This window comes from Pseudomonas sp. UTLPPB19802, from assembly GCF_059730225.1.
Window position 1 is genome coordinate 3,984,343 of the sequence record NZ_AP048545.1, and the last position, 15,663, is coordinate 4,000,005.

A 15,663-nucleotide genomic window follows, 5' to 3' on the forward strand; every position below is an offset into this window, starting at 1 on the left:
CCTTGTCGTACCACCCTTTATTGATGATTTACCCGGCGAATGCTGGTGGAACTACAGTGTCGCGGGTTCGATTCCCGCTCACCACAAGGTGATAGCTCAGAGGTAGAGCGTGTCCATGTTTCACCGCCCCTTGTCGCCGTCAAACCAGGACAAGGCCGAAATGGCCATCAGGAAATGAAGAATATGCAAGACCAGACCTACACATTGCTCGAAGTCGCCAACGGCAAGCCGATCAAGCTCTGGACCCAAGGGGTTCCGGTCGAGCCCGAGGCGCGCCAGCAATTGATGAACACGGCGAAGATGCCGTTCATCTTCAAGCACATGGCGGTGATGCCCGACGTGCACCTGGGCAAGGGTTCGACCATCGGTAGCGTGATCCCGACCGTGGGCGCGATCATCCCGGCGGCGGTGGGCGTGGATATCGGTTGCGGAATGATTGCCGCGTGCACCTCGCTGACCGCCAGCGACCTGCCGGACAACCTGCAAGGACTGCGCAGCGCCATCGAGCGGGCTGTGCCCCATGGTCGCACCAGTCCTCGCAGCGGGCGCGACAAAGGCGCCTGGGAGGATGTGCCGAACATGGCCGACCTGGCCTGGTCGGCGCTGGAGCCGCGGTTCAAGGCTATCACCGACAAGTACCCGAAGCTGAAGAACGCCAACCATCGCAAGCACCTGGGAACCCTGGGTTCGGGCAATCACTTCATTGAGGTCTGCCTGGACGAAGCGAACCGGGTCTGGTTCATGCTGCACAGCGGTTCGCGTGGTGTCGGTAACGCCATCGGCAACCTGTTCATCGAACTGGCCAGGGCCGACATGCGTGGACACATCGCCAACCTGCCGGACCGCGACCTTGCGTACTTCGAGGAAGGCAGTCAGCACTTCGATGACTATGTGCAGGCGGTAGCCTGGGCCCAGGACTTCGCCCGGCAGAACCGTGCAGTGATGATGGAGGCGGTGATCGCCGCGACCCGCCAAGTGATCCGCAAACCCTTCGACGTGGCGCTGGAGGCGGTGAATTGCCACCACAACTACGTGCAGAAGGAGCGGCATTTCGGTGAGGAAGTGCTGGTGACCCGCAAGGGCGCGGTCTCGGCGAAGAAGGGTGAGCTGGGGATCATTCCCGGCTCCATGGGCGCCAGGAGCTTCATTGTCCGCGGGCTGGGTAACGAAGAGTCGTTCTGCTCCTGCAGCCATGGTGCCGGGCGGGTGATGAGCCGGACCAAGGCCAAGCAGATGTTCACCGTCGAGGACCAGATCCGAGCGACGGCCCATGTGGAGTGCCGCAAGGACGAGGCGGTAATCGACGAGATCCCGATGGCCTACAAGGATATCGACCAGGTGATGCACGCCCAGCGCGAGCTGGTGGAAGTGCTGCATACCTTGCGGCAGGTGGTTTGCGTGAAGGGGTAGGATCATGAGTGATGGATATGGGGCGGGGGGAGTACGAGGTTGGCTTCCCTCGCTGGAAGACTACGAGGCGGAGCAGGTTCACGGCGTCTTGAACAGGCACGATACGCTTGCCGCCCTGGTGATCCTCAGCCGGTCTGGCAACGGCTTTGTCCGTGAGGCCGCGGTTCGCGAGTTGTCCGGTCATGTCTGCGTCGAGGCGCTGGATGTGCTGTTCGAGCGCTTGAACGACTGGGTGCCGCAGGTACGCCAGCAGGCGGCTTCGGCGCTGGAATCGTATCTGGTGTCCGAGCACGCCGGGCTTTTGCTGCAAGCGCTGAATGCCTTGCTGGCGTTGGCCGGTGGACGACGTGCCGATCATGGCGGCATCCTGGCCAGGGTGCGTTCGACACTGTCGTTGGCGCCTGTGCGTCAACCGATGGAAGAGGTGTTCCGGACGAGCAAAGGCACGGTTGCACGGTTTCTCTTCGGTGTCTTGCTTGAGGATTCGACTGCGCGTCGGGGGCTGCTTGAGGTGGCGCTGCGTCACCAGGACACCACTGTACGGCAGTTGGCGGTGGAGGCCTGTTCCGAGTGGCCGGTGAGTGAGGCCCTGCCATTGCTGGAAGAGGCGATGCGGACTTCGGCTGCCTGCGTCAGGGTCAAGGTGCTGCGGGTGCTGTTGAAACTGCTCGATGACCCAAGGGCGTTCCTGTGCCAGGCGCTGTTCGATACGTCGGCGAGCATGCGTAACCTGGCAATCTGGGCGGCGCCGCGTTGGCAGATGGATTGCCGCCAGGTGCTGTCGGCTCGATTGTCTGGCCCGCTTCCAGCCCGCAAGCATGAGTGGCTGGGGTTGATCGGCCTGGCCAGGGATCTGGATGAGCCTCAGGCAGGGCCGATGCTGGTGCAGGCGCTGCGGTCCCGCTCACTGCATGTTCGGTTGCAGGCCTTGAATGCCTTGGGTGACCGAGGTGTCGCACAGCAGATCGAGGCCCTGGGCGATCCGTCGGAAAAGGTGTTCAAGGCGGCGGTGGCCTTGCTTCGGAAGCAGCCCTGGGGGCTCTTCGAAGTTGCGCTCGAACGACTCATGGATGCCCAATGGCACCAACTGCCTGAGTCGCGTCGCGGTCCGCTATTGAGTCTCAAGGCAGGATGGCGACAGCTGGGGTATCTGCTGCAGCGTCATGAGCAGGAAGGCCGCGGGTCGAATGAGTGGCTCGATCGACTGGCTGGCCGCTGTGCTTGCAGGTGCACCTGGGGCGACACCAGTACCCCCCGGGAAGTACGCCAGGCGGTGTTGCAGCAACTGCAGGCGCTTGAGGGGCGGGGGGCATTGCCCAAGGGGAGCGTTGATAAGCTCCGATAGAAAAAGGGAGGGTATGGAAATGGCACACGCCGAACGCCACCCGCTGGATGACGCCATGCGTGCGCGGGTGCTTGAGGAGCTGGCGCGGATAGAGCGCGAGCGCAATGTGAAGGTGTTGTATGCCTGTGAGTCGGGCAGTCGCGCCTGGGGCTTCTCTTCGACCGACAGCGACTACGATGTGCGTTTCGTCTATGTGGAGAAGCCGGACTGGTTCGTCCAGGTCAGCGAGGCACGGGATGTGATCGAGCGGCCACTGGATGACGAGCTGGATATCAGTGGCTGGGAGCTGCGCAAGACCCTGGGGTTGTTGCGCAAGTCCAACCCGACCCTGCTCGAATGGCTCGATTCGCCACTGGTGTATCACCGTGAGGAGGCGGCGACCCGCTCGTTGCGCGAGCTGGCGGAGGCGTTCTACAGCCCGCCTGCCGCGCGCAATCACTACCTGTCGATGGCCAGGAAGAATTTCCGTGGCTACCTGCAAGGAGAGAGCGTGCGCTTCAAGAAGTACTTCTACGTACTGCGACCCTTGCTGGCGGTGCGCTGGATCGACAGTGGGCTGGGGCGGCCGCCGATGACCTTCGATGCGCTGCTCCAGACGGTTGACGATCCGTTGCTGCTGGCCGAGGTCGATGAGCTGCTGCAGCTCAAGCGCAGCGCAGACGAAGCTGCCTACGGCCCACGGCGTCCGGCGCTACACGGGTTTATCGAAACGCAACTGGAACGGCCGGTGCCGGTATTGCCGCGCACCCACGAGAACAGCGAGCGACTGGACCACTACCTGAGGGAGATGGTCCGTACTTATGCATGATTCAGGAAGGATATGAAAAAGGACATGATCGAACTGGACGGTGCCATGGGTGGCGGCCAGGTATTGCGCAGCGGCTTGAGCCTGTCGATGCTGACGGGGCGGGCACTGCGTATCGGTAACATACGCGCCAGACGCAGCCGGCCCGGTTTGCTGCGTCAGCACCTGACGGCGGTATTGGCTGCCGCCGAGGTCTGCGGGGCGCAAGTGGAGGGGGCGCAACTCGGTTCGCAAAGCCTGTACTTTGAACCTGGACCGATTCGTGGCGGGGAATTTCGTTTCGCCATCGGCACGGCCGGTAGTTGTTCGCTGGTGTTGCAGACCCTGCTGCCGGCTTTGTTGCAGGCGCCTCAGCCAAGTCGGGTAGTGATCAGCGGCGGGACCCACAACCCGCTGGCGCCGCCGTTCGAGTTTCTCGAGCGTGCCTGGTTGCCGCTGTTGCGGCGGATGGGCGCGAAGGTTGAACTGCAACTGCTGCGCCATGGCTTCGTGCCGGCTGGAGGCGGCGAGCTGGAAGTGTTTGTCCAGCCCTCGACCCTGCAGCCCCTGCACCTGAACGAGCGTGGCGAGGTGCTTGAGCGTGAGGTCAGCGTGCTGCTCGCGGGCATTGCCGAGGCCGTGGCCCAGCGTGAGCTGGCCAGGGTCGCGCGTCGCCTGCATCTGCCTGAGGAGGCGTGTCGCACGGTTCGCACCGATTCGGCGGACAGTCCCGGCAACGTGTTGCTGCTGGAGTATCGTTGCGAACAGTTGAGCGAGGTGTTTTGCGCCTTCGGGCAGTTCAATGTGCGCTCCGAGGCGGTGGCCGACGTGGCGGTCGACGCTGCCAGGCACTGGCTGAACAGTCAGGCCGCGGTAGCCGAGCACCTGGCCGATCAATTGCTGCTGCCCATGGCGATGGCGGGCGGCGGCAGCTTCACCACGCCGCAGATGACCGAGCATCTGCAGAGCAACATCCAGGTGATCGAAGCCTTCCTGCCGCTGAAGATGCGGTGTACGTCAGGTCCGGATGGCGTGTTGCTCGTCGAGTGCCGAGCCTGATTCAGTGTTCCGGCCGTGGGCGCCGCCGATATGTTGCACGGTATCGCCGCCCAGGTTGATCTGGATCTGGAAGTAGTCGTGCCGGTGCGGGGTGACAATGGCCGGACGGGCCTGCTTGTCGCGGATGTAGAAATCCGGGCGGTCGCTGCGTTGCTGCATGCCATAGGTGCGCACGCGGGAAGAACTCGACATCGACACTGTCCTTGAGCAGCAGGGGCGGGATGCCGCCATTCTAGGGGAATGATGGCATCCCGGCATCCGCTCAGCGCTTGCCGATGCTCAACTCGAAGTTGGCGATGCCGTCGATCCCGGCGGTAACGCGATCGCCAGGCACCAGGGCGCCGACACCTGCCGGCGTGCCGGTGAGAATCAGGTCGCCAGCATGCAGGGCGACCGAGCGCGACAGGTAGCTGATCACATCCGGCACCGACCAGATCTGGTCCGCCAGGTCGCCGCGCTGGCGCTCGACGCCGTTGACCTTCAGCCAGATCGCGCCGCTTTGCGGATGTCCCACGCTGCTGGCCCGGTGCAGCGCCGTGCACGGTGCCGATTCGTCGAAACCCTTGGCCCAGTCCCAGGGCCGCCCGAGTTTCTTGGCTTGAGCCTGGATATCCCGGCGGGTCAGGTCGAGGCCGACGCCATAGCCCCAGACATGGGCGAGGGCATGGTCCGGTTCGATGTTCGTGCCGCCTTCGCCGATCGCGACGACCAGTTCGATTTCGTGGTGCAGGTCTTCGGTCAGCGGTGGATAGGCGATCACGCCGCTGGCCGGCACCACTGCGTCGGCGGGTTTCATGAAGAAGAACGGTGGTTCGCGGTCCGGATCGTGGCCCATCTCCCGTGCGTGCTCGGAATAGTTGCGGCCCACGCAGAACACCCGGCGGATCGGGAAGCGCGCGGATTCGCCGACGATCGGCAGGGATGGGATGGCATGGGGGGCGAAGACATAGTCGCTCATGGCAGTTCTCCTGGGTGGAATCGGGCCGTGGATGATCGGCGATGACTCCAGTGTGGAAGAGCTGGGCGGCTTGGAGTTGGATAAATCCGGCAGGCTTCTGGACTTTTGCACGGCAGTGGAGTGAAGGGCAGGCGCCGAGATCGGTGTGTGAATGTGTGCGGGGCGGTGGGGATGTACTCGTGTGGCGAGCGAGCTTGCTCGCGCTCGGCTGCGAAGCAGTCGCAAGGCCGGTTTCCGCGGTGTGGCAGAGGGATCGAGTCGCCCGGGTTTAGGGGCGCTTCGCACCCCAGCGTGGGCAAGCCCACTCGCCACAGGTTGCCGATCATCCTCAGGTTGTCCCTCATCCTGGAGGTTGCCGCTCATCCTGGCAGGGGCATGCAGGCAGGCCAATTCATCACGGTGGAGCACTGCCCAGTGCGGGCAGGCTCCTGGTTCAGTTATCAGGCACTCTTGGCCAGCGCGTGATGGGAGGCCCATTCGGCCTTCAGGGTCTGCATGACGCGGCCCATGAAGTCCTTGTCGGCAGCGGCCTTTTTCCCGGTGTAGCCCTGGCCGCGACGGTACATCACGACGCAGGCCAGCAGCTTGGGCTGGGCGCGGCTGAAATGCTGTTCGTCGACATGGGACGAACGGCGATCGAGTTTCACTTCCCCGGTCTGGCTGATCCAGAGAATGTGGTCGTCGTGGCTGTCCTTGCAGATGGCGAACAGTCCAGCCAATTGATCGATAGTCGGATGATTGTTCAGATTCATGTTAAAGCCCCTTTGACCACTCGTTAATCTGTCTGGTTTACGTGTGTATCGTTGCCAAGACGGCGAATTGCTGAGGTGCCGCATGCGGGCAATACTGCCCGTGGAATGTGGCGCCAGCCCTGGTTGTGATTCGTGTAGCGTGGTTTCAGGCCCGCTACACAGGACGTCTCGACGAAAAGAAGCAGCAGCGCGATCCTTGAACGGCGCCGACGACAGTAACGAAGTCAGCCACAAGCATTTTGAGGACGTTAGGCCGTTGCTTCTCGCCCGTTGGGACGATCACGACAGGTCAGCTTCATCAATCTGCCTTGTGGGCAGTACATATCCGGAACAGCTCGACGGCTTGTCGAGCCTGTTGCACAACAGCTTTTTGCAGCACTCCCGATCGGGGAGTGGCTTCATCATGCAAGTGCGAAATGCGCGCGTCAATGCTTTTGTAGTGATTTTTTTATAGCACTACATATTGCCAATTCAGACCTTCCGACGATTTGCCCAAAGGGCTGGACGGCCAAAAAATGACTGGCAAGTCTCGGTTCTGCGGTGAAAACCACTGGCGCCGCGGGTCTGGCGGGCGTCAGACTGTTGCAGGAGTCGTAACAGAGCTTTCTCGATCTTCCGGTGTAAACCACTGGTCGATTGTCCTAAGCTCGGCAGCCTCTGAATCCGTCTCTGAAACTGTTTTGGGAAACTCCATGTCACAGCTATTTCCGACCACGCGCCTGCGTCGCCTGCGCCGAAACGAAAGCCTGCGCGGCCTGTTCCAGGAAACCGAGTTCAGTCTCAACGACCTGGTCCTGCCGATCTTCGTCGAGGAGGGCATCGACGACTTCGTGCCCATCACCAGCATGCCTGGGGTGATGCGGATTCCGGAAAAGAAACTGGCCAGCGAAATCGAGCGCTACGCCCGCGCCGGGATCAAGTCGGTGATGACCTTCGGCGTATCCCACCATCTCGATGCCGAGGGCAGCGACACCTGGAACGAGCAGGGCCTGGTGGCGCGCATGGCGCGGATCTGCAAGGATACCGCGCCGGAAATGGTGGTGATGTCCGACACCTGTTTCTGCGAGTACACCTCCCACGGTCACTGCGGCGTGCTGCATGGCGAGGCGGTGGACAATGACGCCACCTTGCGCAATCTCGGACGCCAGGCGGTGATCGCGGCCCAGGCCGGGGCGGATTTCATCTCGCCGTCGGCTGCCATGGACGGCCAGGTCCAGGCCATCCGTAGCGCCCTGGACGCCGCCGGTTTCCTCGATACCTCGATCATGGCCTACTCGACCAAGTTCGCCTCGGCACTCTACGGGCCTTTCCGCGAAGCCGGCGGCACCGCCCTCAAGGGCGACCGCAAGGCCTACCAGATGAACCCGATGAACCGTCGCGAAGCGGTACGCGAGTCGCTGCTGGATGAACATGAAGGAGCCGACGCACTGATGGTCAAGCCGGCCGGTGCCTACCTCGACATCATCCGCGACATCCGCGAAGCCTCGCGCCTGCCATTGGCGGCGTACCAGGTCAGCGGCGAGTACGCGATGATCAAGTTCGCTGCCCAGGCCGGTGCCGTCGACGAGCATCGGGTGGTGCGCGAAAGCCTGGGCGCGATCAAGCGCGCCGGCGCTGATATCATCCTCACCTACTTTGCGATGGATATCGCTCGCGACGGGATCTGAGCCGCGACTCGATATCCGTTGCCATTTGGTTCATCCTGAGGGTTCCTCAACCCTCGGGATCCCGCCCGCCCATGCGTGTGTGCCGATACAGCCTGACCCTCGCCGCGTTGCTCGCACTTGCCGGCTGCGGTTCGCAGCGTGCTCATGAAAGTCCCGCCGAAGACCCGCAGCAGGTGCGTGCAAGGATCCTCCGCCTGTTGCCGCCCAAGGTCGCCGACCGTGCCGGCTGGGCCGCCGATATCCAGCAGGCGTTCAGCAGTCGCGGGCTGGTGCCGAGCGCGGCGAATCTCTGCTCGGTGCTGGCGGTGACCGAGCAGGAATCGAATTTCCAGGTCGATCCGGCGGTACCGGGCATGGGCAGGATCGCCCGCCAGGAAGTCGACCGGCGGGCGGCCAAGGTCCATATTCCCGGCGTCCTGGTCAGCGCCGCACTGCGCCTGCCATCGTCCACCGGCAAGAGCTACAGCGAGCGGTTGGACAGCGCCCGCACGGAAAAGGACCTGAGCCTGATCTTCGAGGACTTCATTGACCAGGTGCCGCTCGGACGGACGCTGTTCGATGGCTTCAACCCGGTGCATACCGCCGGCCCGATGCAGGTCAGCATCGCCTTTGCGCAACAGCAGGCGCGGGGCTATCCCTACACCGTCGAGGGCTCGATTCGTCATGAAGTGTTCAGCCGTCGCGGTGGCCTGTACTTCGGCATCGTTCATCTGCTCGGTTATCCGGTGAACTACCCCGAGCCGATCTATCGGTTCGCCGATTTCAATGCCGGCTGGTACGCCAGCCGCAATGCCGCGTTCCAGAGCGCGCTCAGTCGGGCCTCGGGGATTGCCTTGACCCTCGATGGCGACCTGATCAACTACGGCGCGTTGCTGCCTGGGAGCACGGAGCGGGCGGTGCGCACCCTGGGAGCACAACTGGGACTGCGCAATCCGCAGATTCGCAGCCAGCTGGAGCAAGGCAATAGTCTGGAATTCGAGAGCACCGAGGTCTATCGCAAAGTCTTCGCCCTGGCGCAAAAGACGGCTGGCAAGCCACTGCCGCGGGCGATCCTGCCGGGCATCACCCTGGAAAGCCCGAAGATCACCCGCACGCTGACCACGGCCTGGTTCGCCAAGCGTGTCGACGAGCGACACCAGCGCTGCATGGCCAGGGCCGGCGATCAAGCCTAGAGAGGCGTCGCCTGCTCCTGGGCAATCAGCATCATTGCCGCCGACAGGGTGTGGCCATCGGTGATCCGGCCGGCGGCGATCATCGCCATGAGTTCCTGTCGGGTGACGAACAACACCTTGTCGACCTCGCCATCGGTGTTTTCGAGCGCTTCACCGTCAATATCGACCCGGCACACCGCCACTGCACTGGCGATCAGCGAGGTGTTGCTGTGCAACAGGCCCAACTGTGTGACGTTGCGCGCCGGCCAGCCGGTCTCTTCCAGCAGTTCACGGGCCGCGGCGTCGCGAGCGGTCTCGCCCTGGTCGATCGCGCCACGGGGAAACTCGATGGACTGGCTACCGATGGCCCGGCGCCGCAGCTCCGCCAGCATCAGGCGCCCATCGGGCATGACCGCAATCGCCACCACGCCGTTGATGACCTGGCGTTCCTTGATGATGAAATAGCCGCCTTGCTTGACCACGTCGAAGTAGGGCGTGTGCAGCAGGCATTCGGATTCGGTATCGGGCTTCATGCGGGGTATCACTCCAGGAAACAGCGGTCGAACAGGTAGAGATTGTCGGGCTTGAGGTTTTCCAGGGTGGCTTGCGGACGACCGCCGTCCCCTTGTTTCTTGCGCCCGGTTTCGCGCAGATAGCCGGCTTCGGTCATTTTCAACAGGCGCTGGCGGGTGCTGGTCTTGAGCACCGGGCGTGCCAGTACCAGGGAAAAGATCGTGGTGGCTTCCGGGGCGCTGAACTCGGTGCCGAGGAAGGTCAATGGCAGGCTGCTGTACAGCGACTTGGACAGCAGTCGCTCCTGGGTCGCGGCCACCAGCGTGTTGTGGTCGAAGGGCAGGCGCATCGAACCGTTGGCAACGGCGTCGAGGGTGAACCAGGCCTGGTGTTCGTTCAGGGTTGGCGGTTCGGCGACAATGGCCAGGTAGTAGGTCGAGGACGACCAACAGCGCGGGTCGCGAAAGGCATCGCCGACGGTACCGACCTGCTCGATCCAGGCCAGCGGCAGGTTGACCTTGTCGCTGGCGCGCAGCCGTTCCACCGCGTCGGCCAGCGTCCGGTCAGGCACGGCGCCGTTGACTACCAGGCCGGGCAGGGCCCAATGGTCCTGGAACGGCTCGGCCTCGCGCTTGTGCAGGAGAATCTGCAGTGCCTGCGTCTCGCGGCAGTAGAAAAGCACGCACAGGTCGACGGTGTGCAGATAGTCGCTTTTCTTCGGTGGGCTGAGGGTCGGGTCCGGCATGTCAGTTCCTGTGTGCGGCATAGAGGCCGTAGTCTACCGGATTCATCCCCGGCGCCATCCATTGGGTGGGCAGTGTTTCGCCCAGGGCCAGGCGCTCGCGTAGCAAAGTGCTGCGCACACCCACCTGTTCGTCTACGCAGAGCACCGAAAAACGTTCGAGCAATTGCGCACCCTGATGGAAGTCCGGCAGTTGCGCGGCGACGTCGTGCCCGACCACCAGGGCGATTTGCCGGGTCGGCAGGCCGGTGATGTCGGCCAGGGTGCAAAGCAGGCCATGGCTGTAGATCGGGGCGTCGGTCAGTTGGGCCAACTGCTGCTCGATCCGGCTCACCGAGATGGCCGAAGAGCAGGCCGGCCGTACCTGTTCGACGATCGCCTGCAACCAGCCCAGGCGCCGCTCATAGTCGGCCATACGCTTGCCATGGGGATGCCTGAAGGAGGGCACCACCCATACCGAGCGGGCGTGGCGGGAGGCCTCGATCATCACCTGGGCGTGACCGGCGTGGGGCGGGTTGAAGGCGCCGCCATAGATGGCAAGTTCGTACATGGTTGGTTTCTCCTTTTCTAAAAAGTACTTGTCGTGTACTTACTGGTCAAGGGTGATTTCGACAATCCTATAATTTAATTGTGTGGAGTAAAGATTTTTTGAAATCGCTCTTGATTTGAAAGTACATGACATGTACCTTTGTTTCATCGCAAAGGGAGAACCCGCCATGAACGCTCAAGTGATCAAGACCGCCGCCTTCGATGTCGATGCCCAGAAGGGTTTCACGCCGCTCTGCCCGGATGAACTGCCAGTGGTGGGTGGGCATCTGATCGGCGCCGAGTTGAACTTCATGGCGTCACTGGCCCAGGTCCGGGTCGGCAGCAAGGACGCCCATAGCCCCAAGGCGCCCTGGGTAGTCGAGTCCCACGAGCAGATGCTCAAGCCGACCGGCCTGGAACATGCCGACCTGACCTGGGTCAGCCACTGCGTCCCCGGTACCGAAGGTTTCACCCTGCTCGATGAACTGCCGGAGCCCCAAGGCTACGACTACTTCGTCTGGAAGGGCGTGGAACCGGCGCTGCACCCCTACGGAGCCTGTTTCCACGATCTCTACCACCAGCTCTCCACCGGAGTGATCGAGTACCTGAACGCCCGCGAGGTCGGGCAGGTGATCGTCGGCGGCCTGGCCCTGGATTTCTGCGTCAAGACCACCGCGCTGCAACTGGCGGGGGCCGGCTTCAAGGTGATCGTCTATCTGCCGGCCTGCCGGGCCATCAGCGCCGATGGCGCGCAGCAGGCCATCCACGATCTGCAACAGGCGCGGGTCGAAGTCGTCAACAGTCGCGAACAACTGGTCCGTGCGACCGGCCACAAGGAGTAACTCATGGAAAGCGCATTCAACCGCGAAGGCGGCGTCATCCAGGGCTTGCTGGATACCGATTACTACACCTTCACCATGATGCAGGCGGTGCTGCACCAGCACCCCAACGTCGAGGTGGAATACCAGTTCATCGTCCGTTCCAGGGAGAAGCTCGGCCACCTGATTCCCGAAGTGCGCACCGAGCTGGAAAAGCTCGCCGGCCTGCAGATGCGCGAGGGCGAGTTGCGCTTCCTGTTCAATCGGCGGTTTCGCGAGTACCTGACCGCCGACTTCGAACAGTTTCTCGGCCTGTTCCGCTTCAATCTGCGCTACATCCACGTCAGTGAAGTGGACGGCCAGCTGGCCATCCGCGTACGCGGTCCGATGCTGCACTGCATCATGTTCGAACAACCGGTGCTGGCCCTGGTCAGTGAGTTGCGCAACCGCGACAAGTACCCGGACGTGGCGTTGGAAGATGTCAGCCGCAAGCTCTACCAGAAGTTCGAGTGGCTGGAGAAGAACTTCAGCCGCGAGGAACTGGCCGACCTGCGGGTCTCGGACTTTTCGACCCGTCGGCGGCTGTCGTTCCGCGCCCAGCGCGAGGTGGTGGACATCATGCGCCGCGATTTCCCCGGCGTGTTCGTCGGCACCAGCAATGCGCACCTGGCCTACGAATTCGACCTGCCGCTGATCGGCACCATGGCCCACCAATGGCTGATGGTGCACCAGCAACTCGGTCGCCTGCGGGAGAGCCAGAACGCGGCGCTGGAGAACTGGGTCCGTGAATACCGTGGCCGGCTCGGGATTGCCCTGACCGACTGCATCAGCACCGACTTTTTCCTCGAGGACTTCGACCTGTATTTCGCCAAGCTCTACGATGGCCTGCGCCAGGACTCCGGTGATCCGATCGTCTGGGCCGGCAAGGTGCTGGCGCGCTATCGGGAGCTGGGCATCGATCCGATGAGCAAGGAGCTGATGTTCTCCGACGGCCTGAACTTCGAGAAGTGCCTGCCGATCATGCGCCACGTGCGTGGCAAGGCGCGTTTCGGCTTCGGCATGGGCACCAGCCTGGCGTGCGATGTCGAGGGGGTCGAACCGCTGAGCATCGTGATGAAGCTGGTGCGGGTGCACGGTGAACCCGTGGTGAAGTTTTCCGATGACCCGGTCAAGAACGTTTGTGAGGACCCGTCATTTCTGCGTTATGCGGCGCAGGTGTTCAAGGTGACTGAAATCAATCGGCAACTGGAGGTGTGAGATGGGAACCGAGACTCAGGATAGTATTGCCAAGGCGTTGGGGGTGAATCGGCAACTGGCCCACGGTGGCGAGGCCGCGGAATTGGCTCGGCGCATCGAGTTCATCAAGGCCACGCTCAAGCGTTCCGGCTGCCGGGCATTGGTACTCGGCATCAGCGGCGGAGTCGACTCATTGACTGCTGGCCGCCTGTGCCAGCTGGCGGTCGAGCAGTTGCGCGAGGAGGGCGTGAGTGCCCGCTTCATCGCCATGCGCCTGCCGTACCGGAACCAGGCCGACGAGGACGATGCCCAGGCCGCCCTGGCGTTCATCCGGCCGGACGAGGTCAGCAGCGTGAACATTTCCGCTTGCGTCGACGGCCTCATGGGGGGCTTCGATGCCGAGGCGGGGCAGGCCACTGCGGCGCAGGTCGATTTCGTCAAGGGTAACGTCAAGGCCCGGGCGCGGATGATGACCCAGTATGCGCTGGCCAATTTCGTCAACGGCCTGGTGGTCGGCACCGATCATGCCGCCGAAGCATTGATTTTTCACCAAGTTCGGTGATGGCGCCTGCGACCTGGCACCGCTCTCGGGGTTGACCAAGGGCCAGGTGCGTCGATTGGCATCGGCCATGGGCGCACCGGAGTCGCTGGTGTTCAAGACACCAACGGCGGACCTGGAGGAGCTGGTGCCGGGCAAGCCGGACGAAGCCGCCTATGGCTGCAGCTATGCCGAGATCGACGCCTACCTGCTGGGCGAGCCGGTTTCGGTGCAGGTCGGTACGATCATCGAGGCGGCCTACGCCCGCACCGCGCACAAGCGGGCGCTGCCGTACTCGCCGGTCTGAGCCGAATCAGTCGAGGGTGTTGTTCAAGGCCACGTACTGCAACAGCATGATGGTCTTGGCATCGACGATGTCCCCGCGCCGCACGGCTTGCAGCGCATCCTCCAGGGACAGTTCGAGGACCTCCAGGTCCTCGCCCTCGGCCTCCAGCCCGCCACCGTGGCTGACCTTGCTGTCGCTGTCGTATTCACCGAGGAAGAAGTGCAGTTTCTCGGTGACCGAGCCTGGGCTCATGAAGGCTTCGAAGATCTTCTGTACGTTTTGTACCCGGTAACCGGTTTCCTCCTCGGCCTCTGCGCGAATCCGGTCCTCGGGGGAAGCGTTTTCCAGCAGGCCGGCAGCCGCTTCCACCAGCATGCCGTCGTGACCGTTGACGAAGACCGGGAAACGGAACTGGCGGGTCAGCACCACGCTGCGTTTTTCCCGGTTGAACAGCAGGATGGTCGCGCCATTGCCGCGGTCGTAGGTCTCGCGGCTCTGGCGTTGCCAGGTGCCGTCGCTGCGCAGGAAGTCGAAGGTGGTTTTCTTCAGCAGGTACCAGTCGTCCGAGAGGACGGTGCTGTCGACGATGCGAACCCGGTCTTTCGTAGCGGTCATGATCCACGCCTTGTGGTGGGCAAAGCGCAGATCATACTGCCTGTTCAGGCTACTGCAACCGAACGTTTCTGCCGTCCGGCAACCACCAGGAAACTCACCAGCGCCACCAGCGGCAAGGCGCTGCCCAGGGCCATGATCGCCGCCCAGCCGCCTTGCTCGTACAGGCTGCTGGCCACCGCCGAACCGATGGCGCCGCCGATGAAGATGCTGGTCATGTACAGCGCATTCAGTCGGCCACGACTGGCTGCGTCGAGGGCATAGACCGAGCGCTGGCCGAGCACCATGTTCATCTGCACCGCGAAGTCCAGCAGTACACCGGTCACCGCCAGGCCGATCACGCTGTAGGCCGGATGAATCAGCGCCGGGGTGAAGCTCAGGGTCGCCAGCAGCATCGCCAGCAGGGAAGTGCGGTGGGTATGCCCGGCATCCGCCAGGCGCCCGGCCAATGGAGCGGCAAGGGCACCCATCGCGCCGACCAGGGCGAACAGGGCGATCTGCGACTGCGACAGGCCATGAACCCGCGACAGCTCCAGCGGCACGGCGGTCCAGAACAGACTGAAGGTGGCGAACATCAGGCCCTGGTACCAGGCGCGCTGGCGCAGCACCGGCTGGTCGCGAAACAGCTTGCCCAGCGAACCGAGCAGTTGCCCGTAGGTGGCGCTGTGGCTGGGCTGGCGCTTGGGCATGGTGGTCAGGATCACCAGCATGATGAACAGCATCAGCACGGCGGCGGCGATGAACACCGTGCGCCAGCCGAAGTAGTCGGCGACCACGCTGGACAATGGCCGGGCCAGCAGGATACCGAGCAGCAGGCCGCCCATGATCCCGCCGACCACTCGCCCGCGGGACTCCTCGGGCGCCAGGTGCGCAGCCAGGGGAATCAGGATCTGCACCGATACCGAGCTGAAACCGATCAGCAGCGACACCACCAGGAACACCCCGGGCTGTCGGGACAGGCCGGCGGCCACCAGGCTGAGGGTCGAGACCACCACGGTGGCGAGCATCAGCTTGCGATTTTCCAGCAGGTCACCCAGCGGCACCAGGAAGAACAGCCCCAGGGCGTAGCCGATCTGGGTCAGGGAGACGATCAGGCTGGCGCTGTGGGTGGAGATGCCCAGGTCCGGGGCGATCAGTTCGATGATCGGCTGGGCGTAGTAGATATTGGCGACGATGGCGCCGCAGCAAAAGGCGAACAGCATCACCAGGGCGCGGGTCATCACGGGGGTTGAATGAGGGTGGGTCGACATGGCGGGCAGGCTCT

15 protein-coding genes and 2 pseudogenes are annotated in these 15,663 nt (G+C 63.2%); 9 read left to right on the forward strand and 8 right to left on the reverse strand.

What is annotated here, in order from left to right:
- Positions 1–183: 183 nt before the first annotated feature.
- The 4 genes from AC6I6U_RS17685 to rtcA are packed head-to-tail and all read left to right on the forward strand — an operon-like array spanning position 184 to position 4,598.
- Positions 184–1,410 (forward strand): RtcB family protein, encoded by a 1,227-nt coding sequence (locus AC6I6U_RS17685; RefSeq protein WP_497877326.1) that lies wholly within the window; start codon positions 184–186, stop codon positions 1,408–1,410.
- A 4-nt stretch (positions 1,411–1,414) separates the two neighbouring features.
- On the forward strand, positions 1,415–2,755 hold the full coding sequence (locus AC6I6U_RS17690; RefSeq protein WP_497877327.1) for a PBS lyase: 1,341 nt from the start codon (positions 1,415–1,417) through the stop codon (positions 2,753–2,755).
- 19 nt (positions 2,756–2,774) lie between these two features.
- The gene (locus tag AC6I6U_RS17695; RefSeq protein WP_497877328.1) at positions 2,775–3,563 is read left to right on the forward strand and encodes a nucleotidyltransferase domain-containing protein; all 789 of its coding nucleotides are present in this window, start codon (positions 2,775–2,777) and stop codon (positions 3,561–3,563) included.
- 12 nt (positions 3,564–3,575) lie between these two features.
- Entirely contained in the window at positions 3,576–4,598 is a 1,023-nt protein-coding gene (rtcA, locus tag AC6I6U_RS17700) for an RNA 3'-terminal phosphate cyclase (RefSeq protein WP_497877329.1), read from the forward strand.
- Positions 4,599–4,616: 18 nt separating this feature from the next.
- Here rtcA and AC6I6U_RS17705 read toward each other — a convergent pair.
- The 3 genes and pseudogenes from AC6I6U_RS17705 to AC6I6U_RS17715 all read right to left on the reverse strand — a co-directional run.
- Positions 4,617–4,790 (reverse strand): annotated as a pseudogene (locus AC6I6U_RS17705) (AraC family transcriptional regulator); the annotation flags it as partial.
- A 70-nt stretch (positions 4,791–4,860) separates the two neighbouring features.
- Positions 4,861–5,556 (reverse strand): fumarylacetoacetate hydrolase family protein, encoded by a 696-nt coding sequence (locus AC6I6U_RS17710; protein ID WP_497877330.1) that lies wholly within the window; start codon positions 5,554–5,556, stop codon positions 4,861–4,863.
- A gap of 440 nt (positions 5,557–5,996) precedes the next feature.
- Positions 5,997–6,308 carry a hypothetical protein gene (locus AC6I6U_RS17715; protein ID WP_497877331.1) on the reverse strand — a complete coding sequence of 104 codons (312 nt, stop codon included), beginning with the start codon at positions 6,306–6,308 and terminating at the stop codon, positions 5,997–5,999.
- 692 nt (positions 6,309–7,000) lie between these two features.
- On the opposite strand from AC6I6U_RS17715, the gene hemB reads away from it, so the two are divergent.
- On the forward strand, positions 7,001–7,975 hold the full coding sequence (gene hemB / locus AC6I6U_RS17720) for a porphobilinogen synthase (RefSeq protein ID WP_497877332.1): 975 nt from the start codon (positions 7,001–7,003) through the stop codon (positions 7,973–7,975).
- 71 nt (positions 7,976–8,046) lie between these two features.
- The gene (locus AC6I6U_RS17725; protein WP_497877333.1) at positions 8,047–9,147 is read left to right on the forward strand and encodes a DUF1615 domain-containing protein; all 1,101 of its coding nucleotides are present in this window, start codon (positions 8,047–8,049) and stop codon (positions 9,145–9,147) included.
- On the opposite strand, the gene AC6I6U_RS17730 is transcribed toward AC6I6U_RS17725, so the two are convergent.
- From AC6I6U_RS17730 to AC6I6U_RS17740, 3 genes are read right to left on the reverse strand one after another with little or no spacing between them, the layout of a single operon-like run.
- Positions 9,144–9,659, reverse strand: coding sequence for an NUDIX hydrolase (locus AC6I6U_RS17730; RefSeq protein ID WP_497877334.1), 516 nt, complete (start codon positions 9,657–9,659; stop codon positions 9,144–9,146). The genes AC6I6U_RS17725 and AC6I6U_RS17730 overlap by 4 nt on opposite strands.
- Before the next feature lie 8 nt (positions 9,660–9,667).
- Positions 9,668–10,384 carry an NUDIX hydrolase gene (locus AC6I6U_RS17735; protein WP_497877335.1) on the reverse strand — a complete coding sequence of 239 codons (717 nt, stop codon included), beginning with the start codon at positions 10,382–10,384 and terminating at the stop codon, positions 9,668–9,670.
- Between the two features lies 1 nt (position 10,385).
- Positions 10,386–10,931, reverse strand: a complete 546-nt coding sequence (locus AC6I6U_RS17740; protein WP_497877336.1) for an adenylyltransferase/cytidyltransferase family protein — start codon at positions 10,929–10,931, stop codon at positions 10,386–10,388.
- A 166-nt stretch (positions 10,932–11,097) separates the two neighbouring features.
- Here AC6I6U_RS17740 and AC6I6U_RS17745 point away from each other — a divergent pair, with 166 nt between their 5' ends.
- From AC6I6U_RS17745 to nadE, 3 genes and pseudogenes are all read left to right on the forward strand, one after another.
- The gene (locus tag AC6I6U_RS17745; RefSeq protein WP_497877337.1) at positions 11,098–11,751 is read left to right on the forward strand and encodes an isochorismatase family protein; all 654 of its coding nucleotides are present in this window, start codon (positions 11,098–11,100) and stop codon (positions 11,749–11,751) included.
- A gap of 3 nt (positions 11,752–11,754) precedes the next feature.
- Entirely contained in the window at positions 11,755–12,984 is a 1,230-nt protein-coding gene (gene pncB, locus AC6I6U_RS17750; protein ID WP_497877338.1) for a nicotinate phosphoribosyltransferase, read from the forward strand.
- A 1-nt stretch (position 12,985) separates the two neighbouring features.
- A pseudogene (nadE, locus tag AC6I6U_RS17755) lies at positions 12,986–13,808 on the forward strand (NAD(+) synthase).
- A 6-nt stretch (positions 13,809–13,814) separates the two neighbouring features.
- On the opposite strand, the gene AC6I6U_RS17760 reads toward nadE, so the two are convergent.
- Together AC6I6U_RS17760 and AC6I6U_RS17765 are read right to left on the reverse strand one after the other, a co-directional pair.
- Entirely contained in the window at positions 13,815–14,402 is a 588-nt protein-coding gene (locus AC6I6U_RS17760; protein WP_497877339.1) for an NUDIX domain-containing protein, read from the reverse strand.
- A 44-nt stretch (positions 14,403–14,446) separates the two neighbouring features.
- Entirely contained in the window at positions 14,447–15,649 is a 1,203-nt protein-coding gene (locus AC6I6U_RS17765; protein WP_497877340.1) for an MFS transporter, read from the reverse strand.
- Positions 15,650–15,663: the final 14 nt, after the last annotated feature.

Excerpts from the sequence above, each read along its gene's own strand:
- AC6I6U_RS17715 (WP_497877331.1), bottom strand. The coding sequence starts at position 6,308 with ATGAATCTGAACAATCATCCGACTATCGATCAATTGGCTGGACTGTTC.
- AC6I6U_RS17710 (WP_497877330.1), bottom strand. The coding sequence starts at position 5,556 with ATGAGCGACTATGTCTTCGCCCCCCATGCCATCCCATCCCTGCCGATC.
- AC6I6U_RS17760 (WP_497877339.1), bottom strand. The coding sequence starts at position 14,402 with ATGACCGCTACGAAAGACCGGGTTCGCATCGTCGACAGCACCGTCCTC.
- AC6I6U_RS17725 (WP_497877333.1), top strand. The coding sequence starts at position 8,047 with ATGCGTGTGTGCCGATACAGCCTGACCCTCGCCGCGTTGCTCGCACTT.
- AC6I6U_RS17690 (WP_497877327.1), top strand. The coding sequence starts at position 1,415 with ATGAGTGATGGATATGGGGCGGGGGGAGTACGAGGTTGGCTTCCCTCG.
- AC6I6U_RS17735 (WP_497877335.1), bottom strand. The coding sequence starts at position 10,384 with ATGCCGGACCCGACCCTCAGCCCACCGAAGAAAAGCGACTATCTGCAC.
- AC6I6U_RS17695 (WP_497877328.1), top strand. The coding sequence starts at position 2,775 with ATGGCACACGCCGAACGCCACCCGCTGGATGACGCCATGCGTGCGCGG.
- rtcA (WP_497877329.1), top strand. The coding sequence starts at position 3,576 with ATGAAAAAGGACATGATCGAACTGGACGGTGCCATGGGTGGCGGCCAG.
- AC6I6U_RS17765 (WP_497877340.1), bottom strand. The coding sequence starts at position 15,649 with ATGTCGACCCACCCTCATTCAACCCCCGTGATGACCCGCGCCCTGGTG.
- AC6I6U_RS17685 (WP_497877326.1), top strand. The coding sequence starts at position 184 with ATGCAAGACCAGACCTACACATTGCTCGAAGTCGCCAACGGCAAGCCG.
- AC6I6U_RS17745 (WP_497877337.1), top strand. The coding sequence starts at position 11,098 with ATGAACGCTCAAGTGATCAAGACCGCCGCCTTCGATGTCGATGCCCAG.
- AC6I6U_RS17740 (WP_497877336.1), bottom strand. The coding sequence starts at position 10,931 with ATGTACGAACTTGCCATCTATGGCGGCGCCTTCAACCCGCCCCACGCC.
- hemB (WP_497877332.1), top strand. The coding sequence starts at position 7,001 with ATGTCACAGCTATTTCCGACCACGCGCCTGCGTCGCCTGCGCCGAAAC.
- AC6I6U_RS17730 (WP_497877334.1), bottom strand. The coding sequence starts at position 9,659 with ATGAAGCCCGATACCGAATCCGAATGCCTGCTGCACACGCCCTACTTC.
- pncB (WP_497877338.1), top strand. The coding sequence starts at position 11,755 with ATGGAAAGCGCATTCAACCGCGAAGGCGGCGTCATCCAGGGCTTGCTG.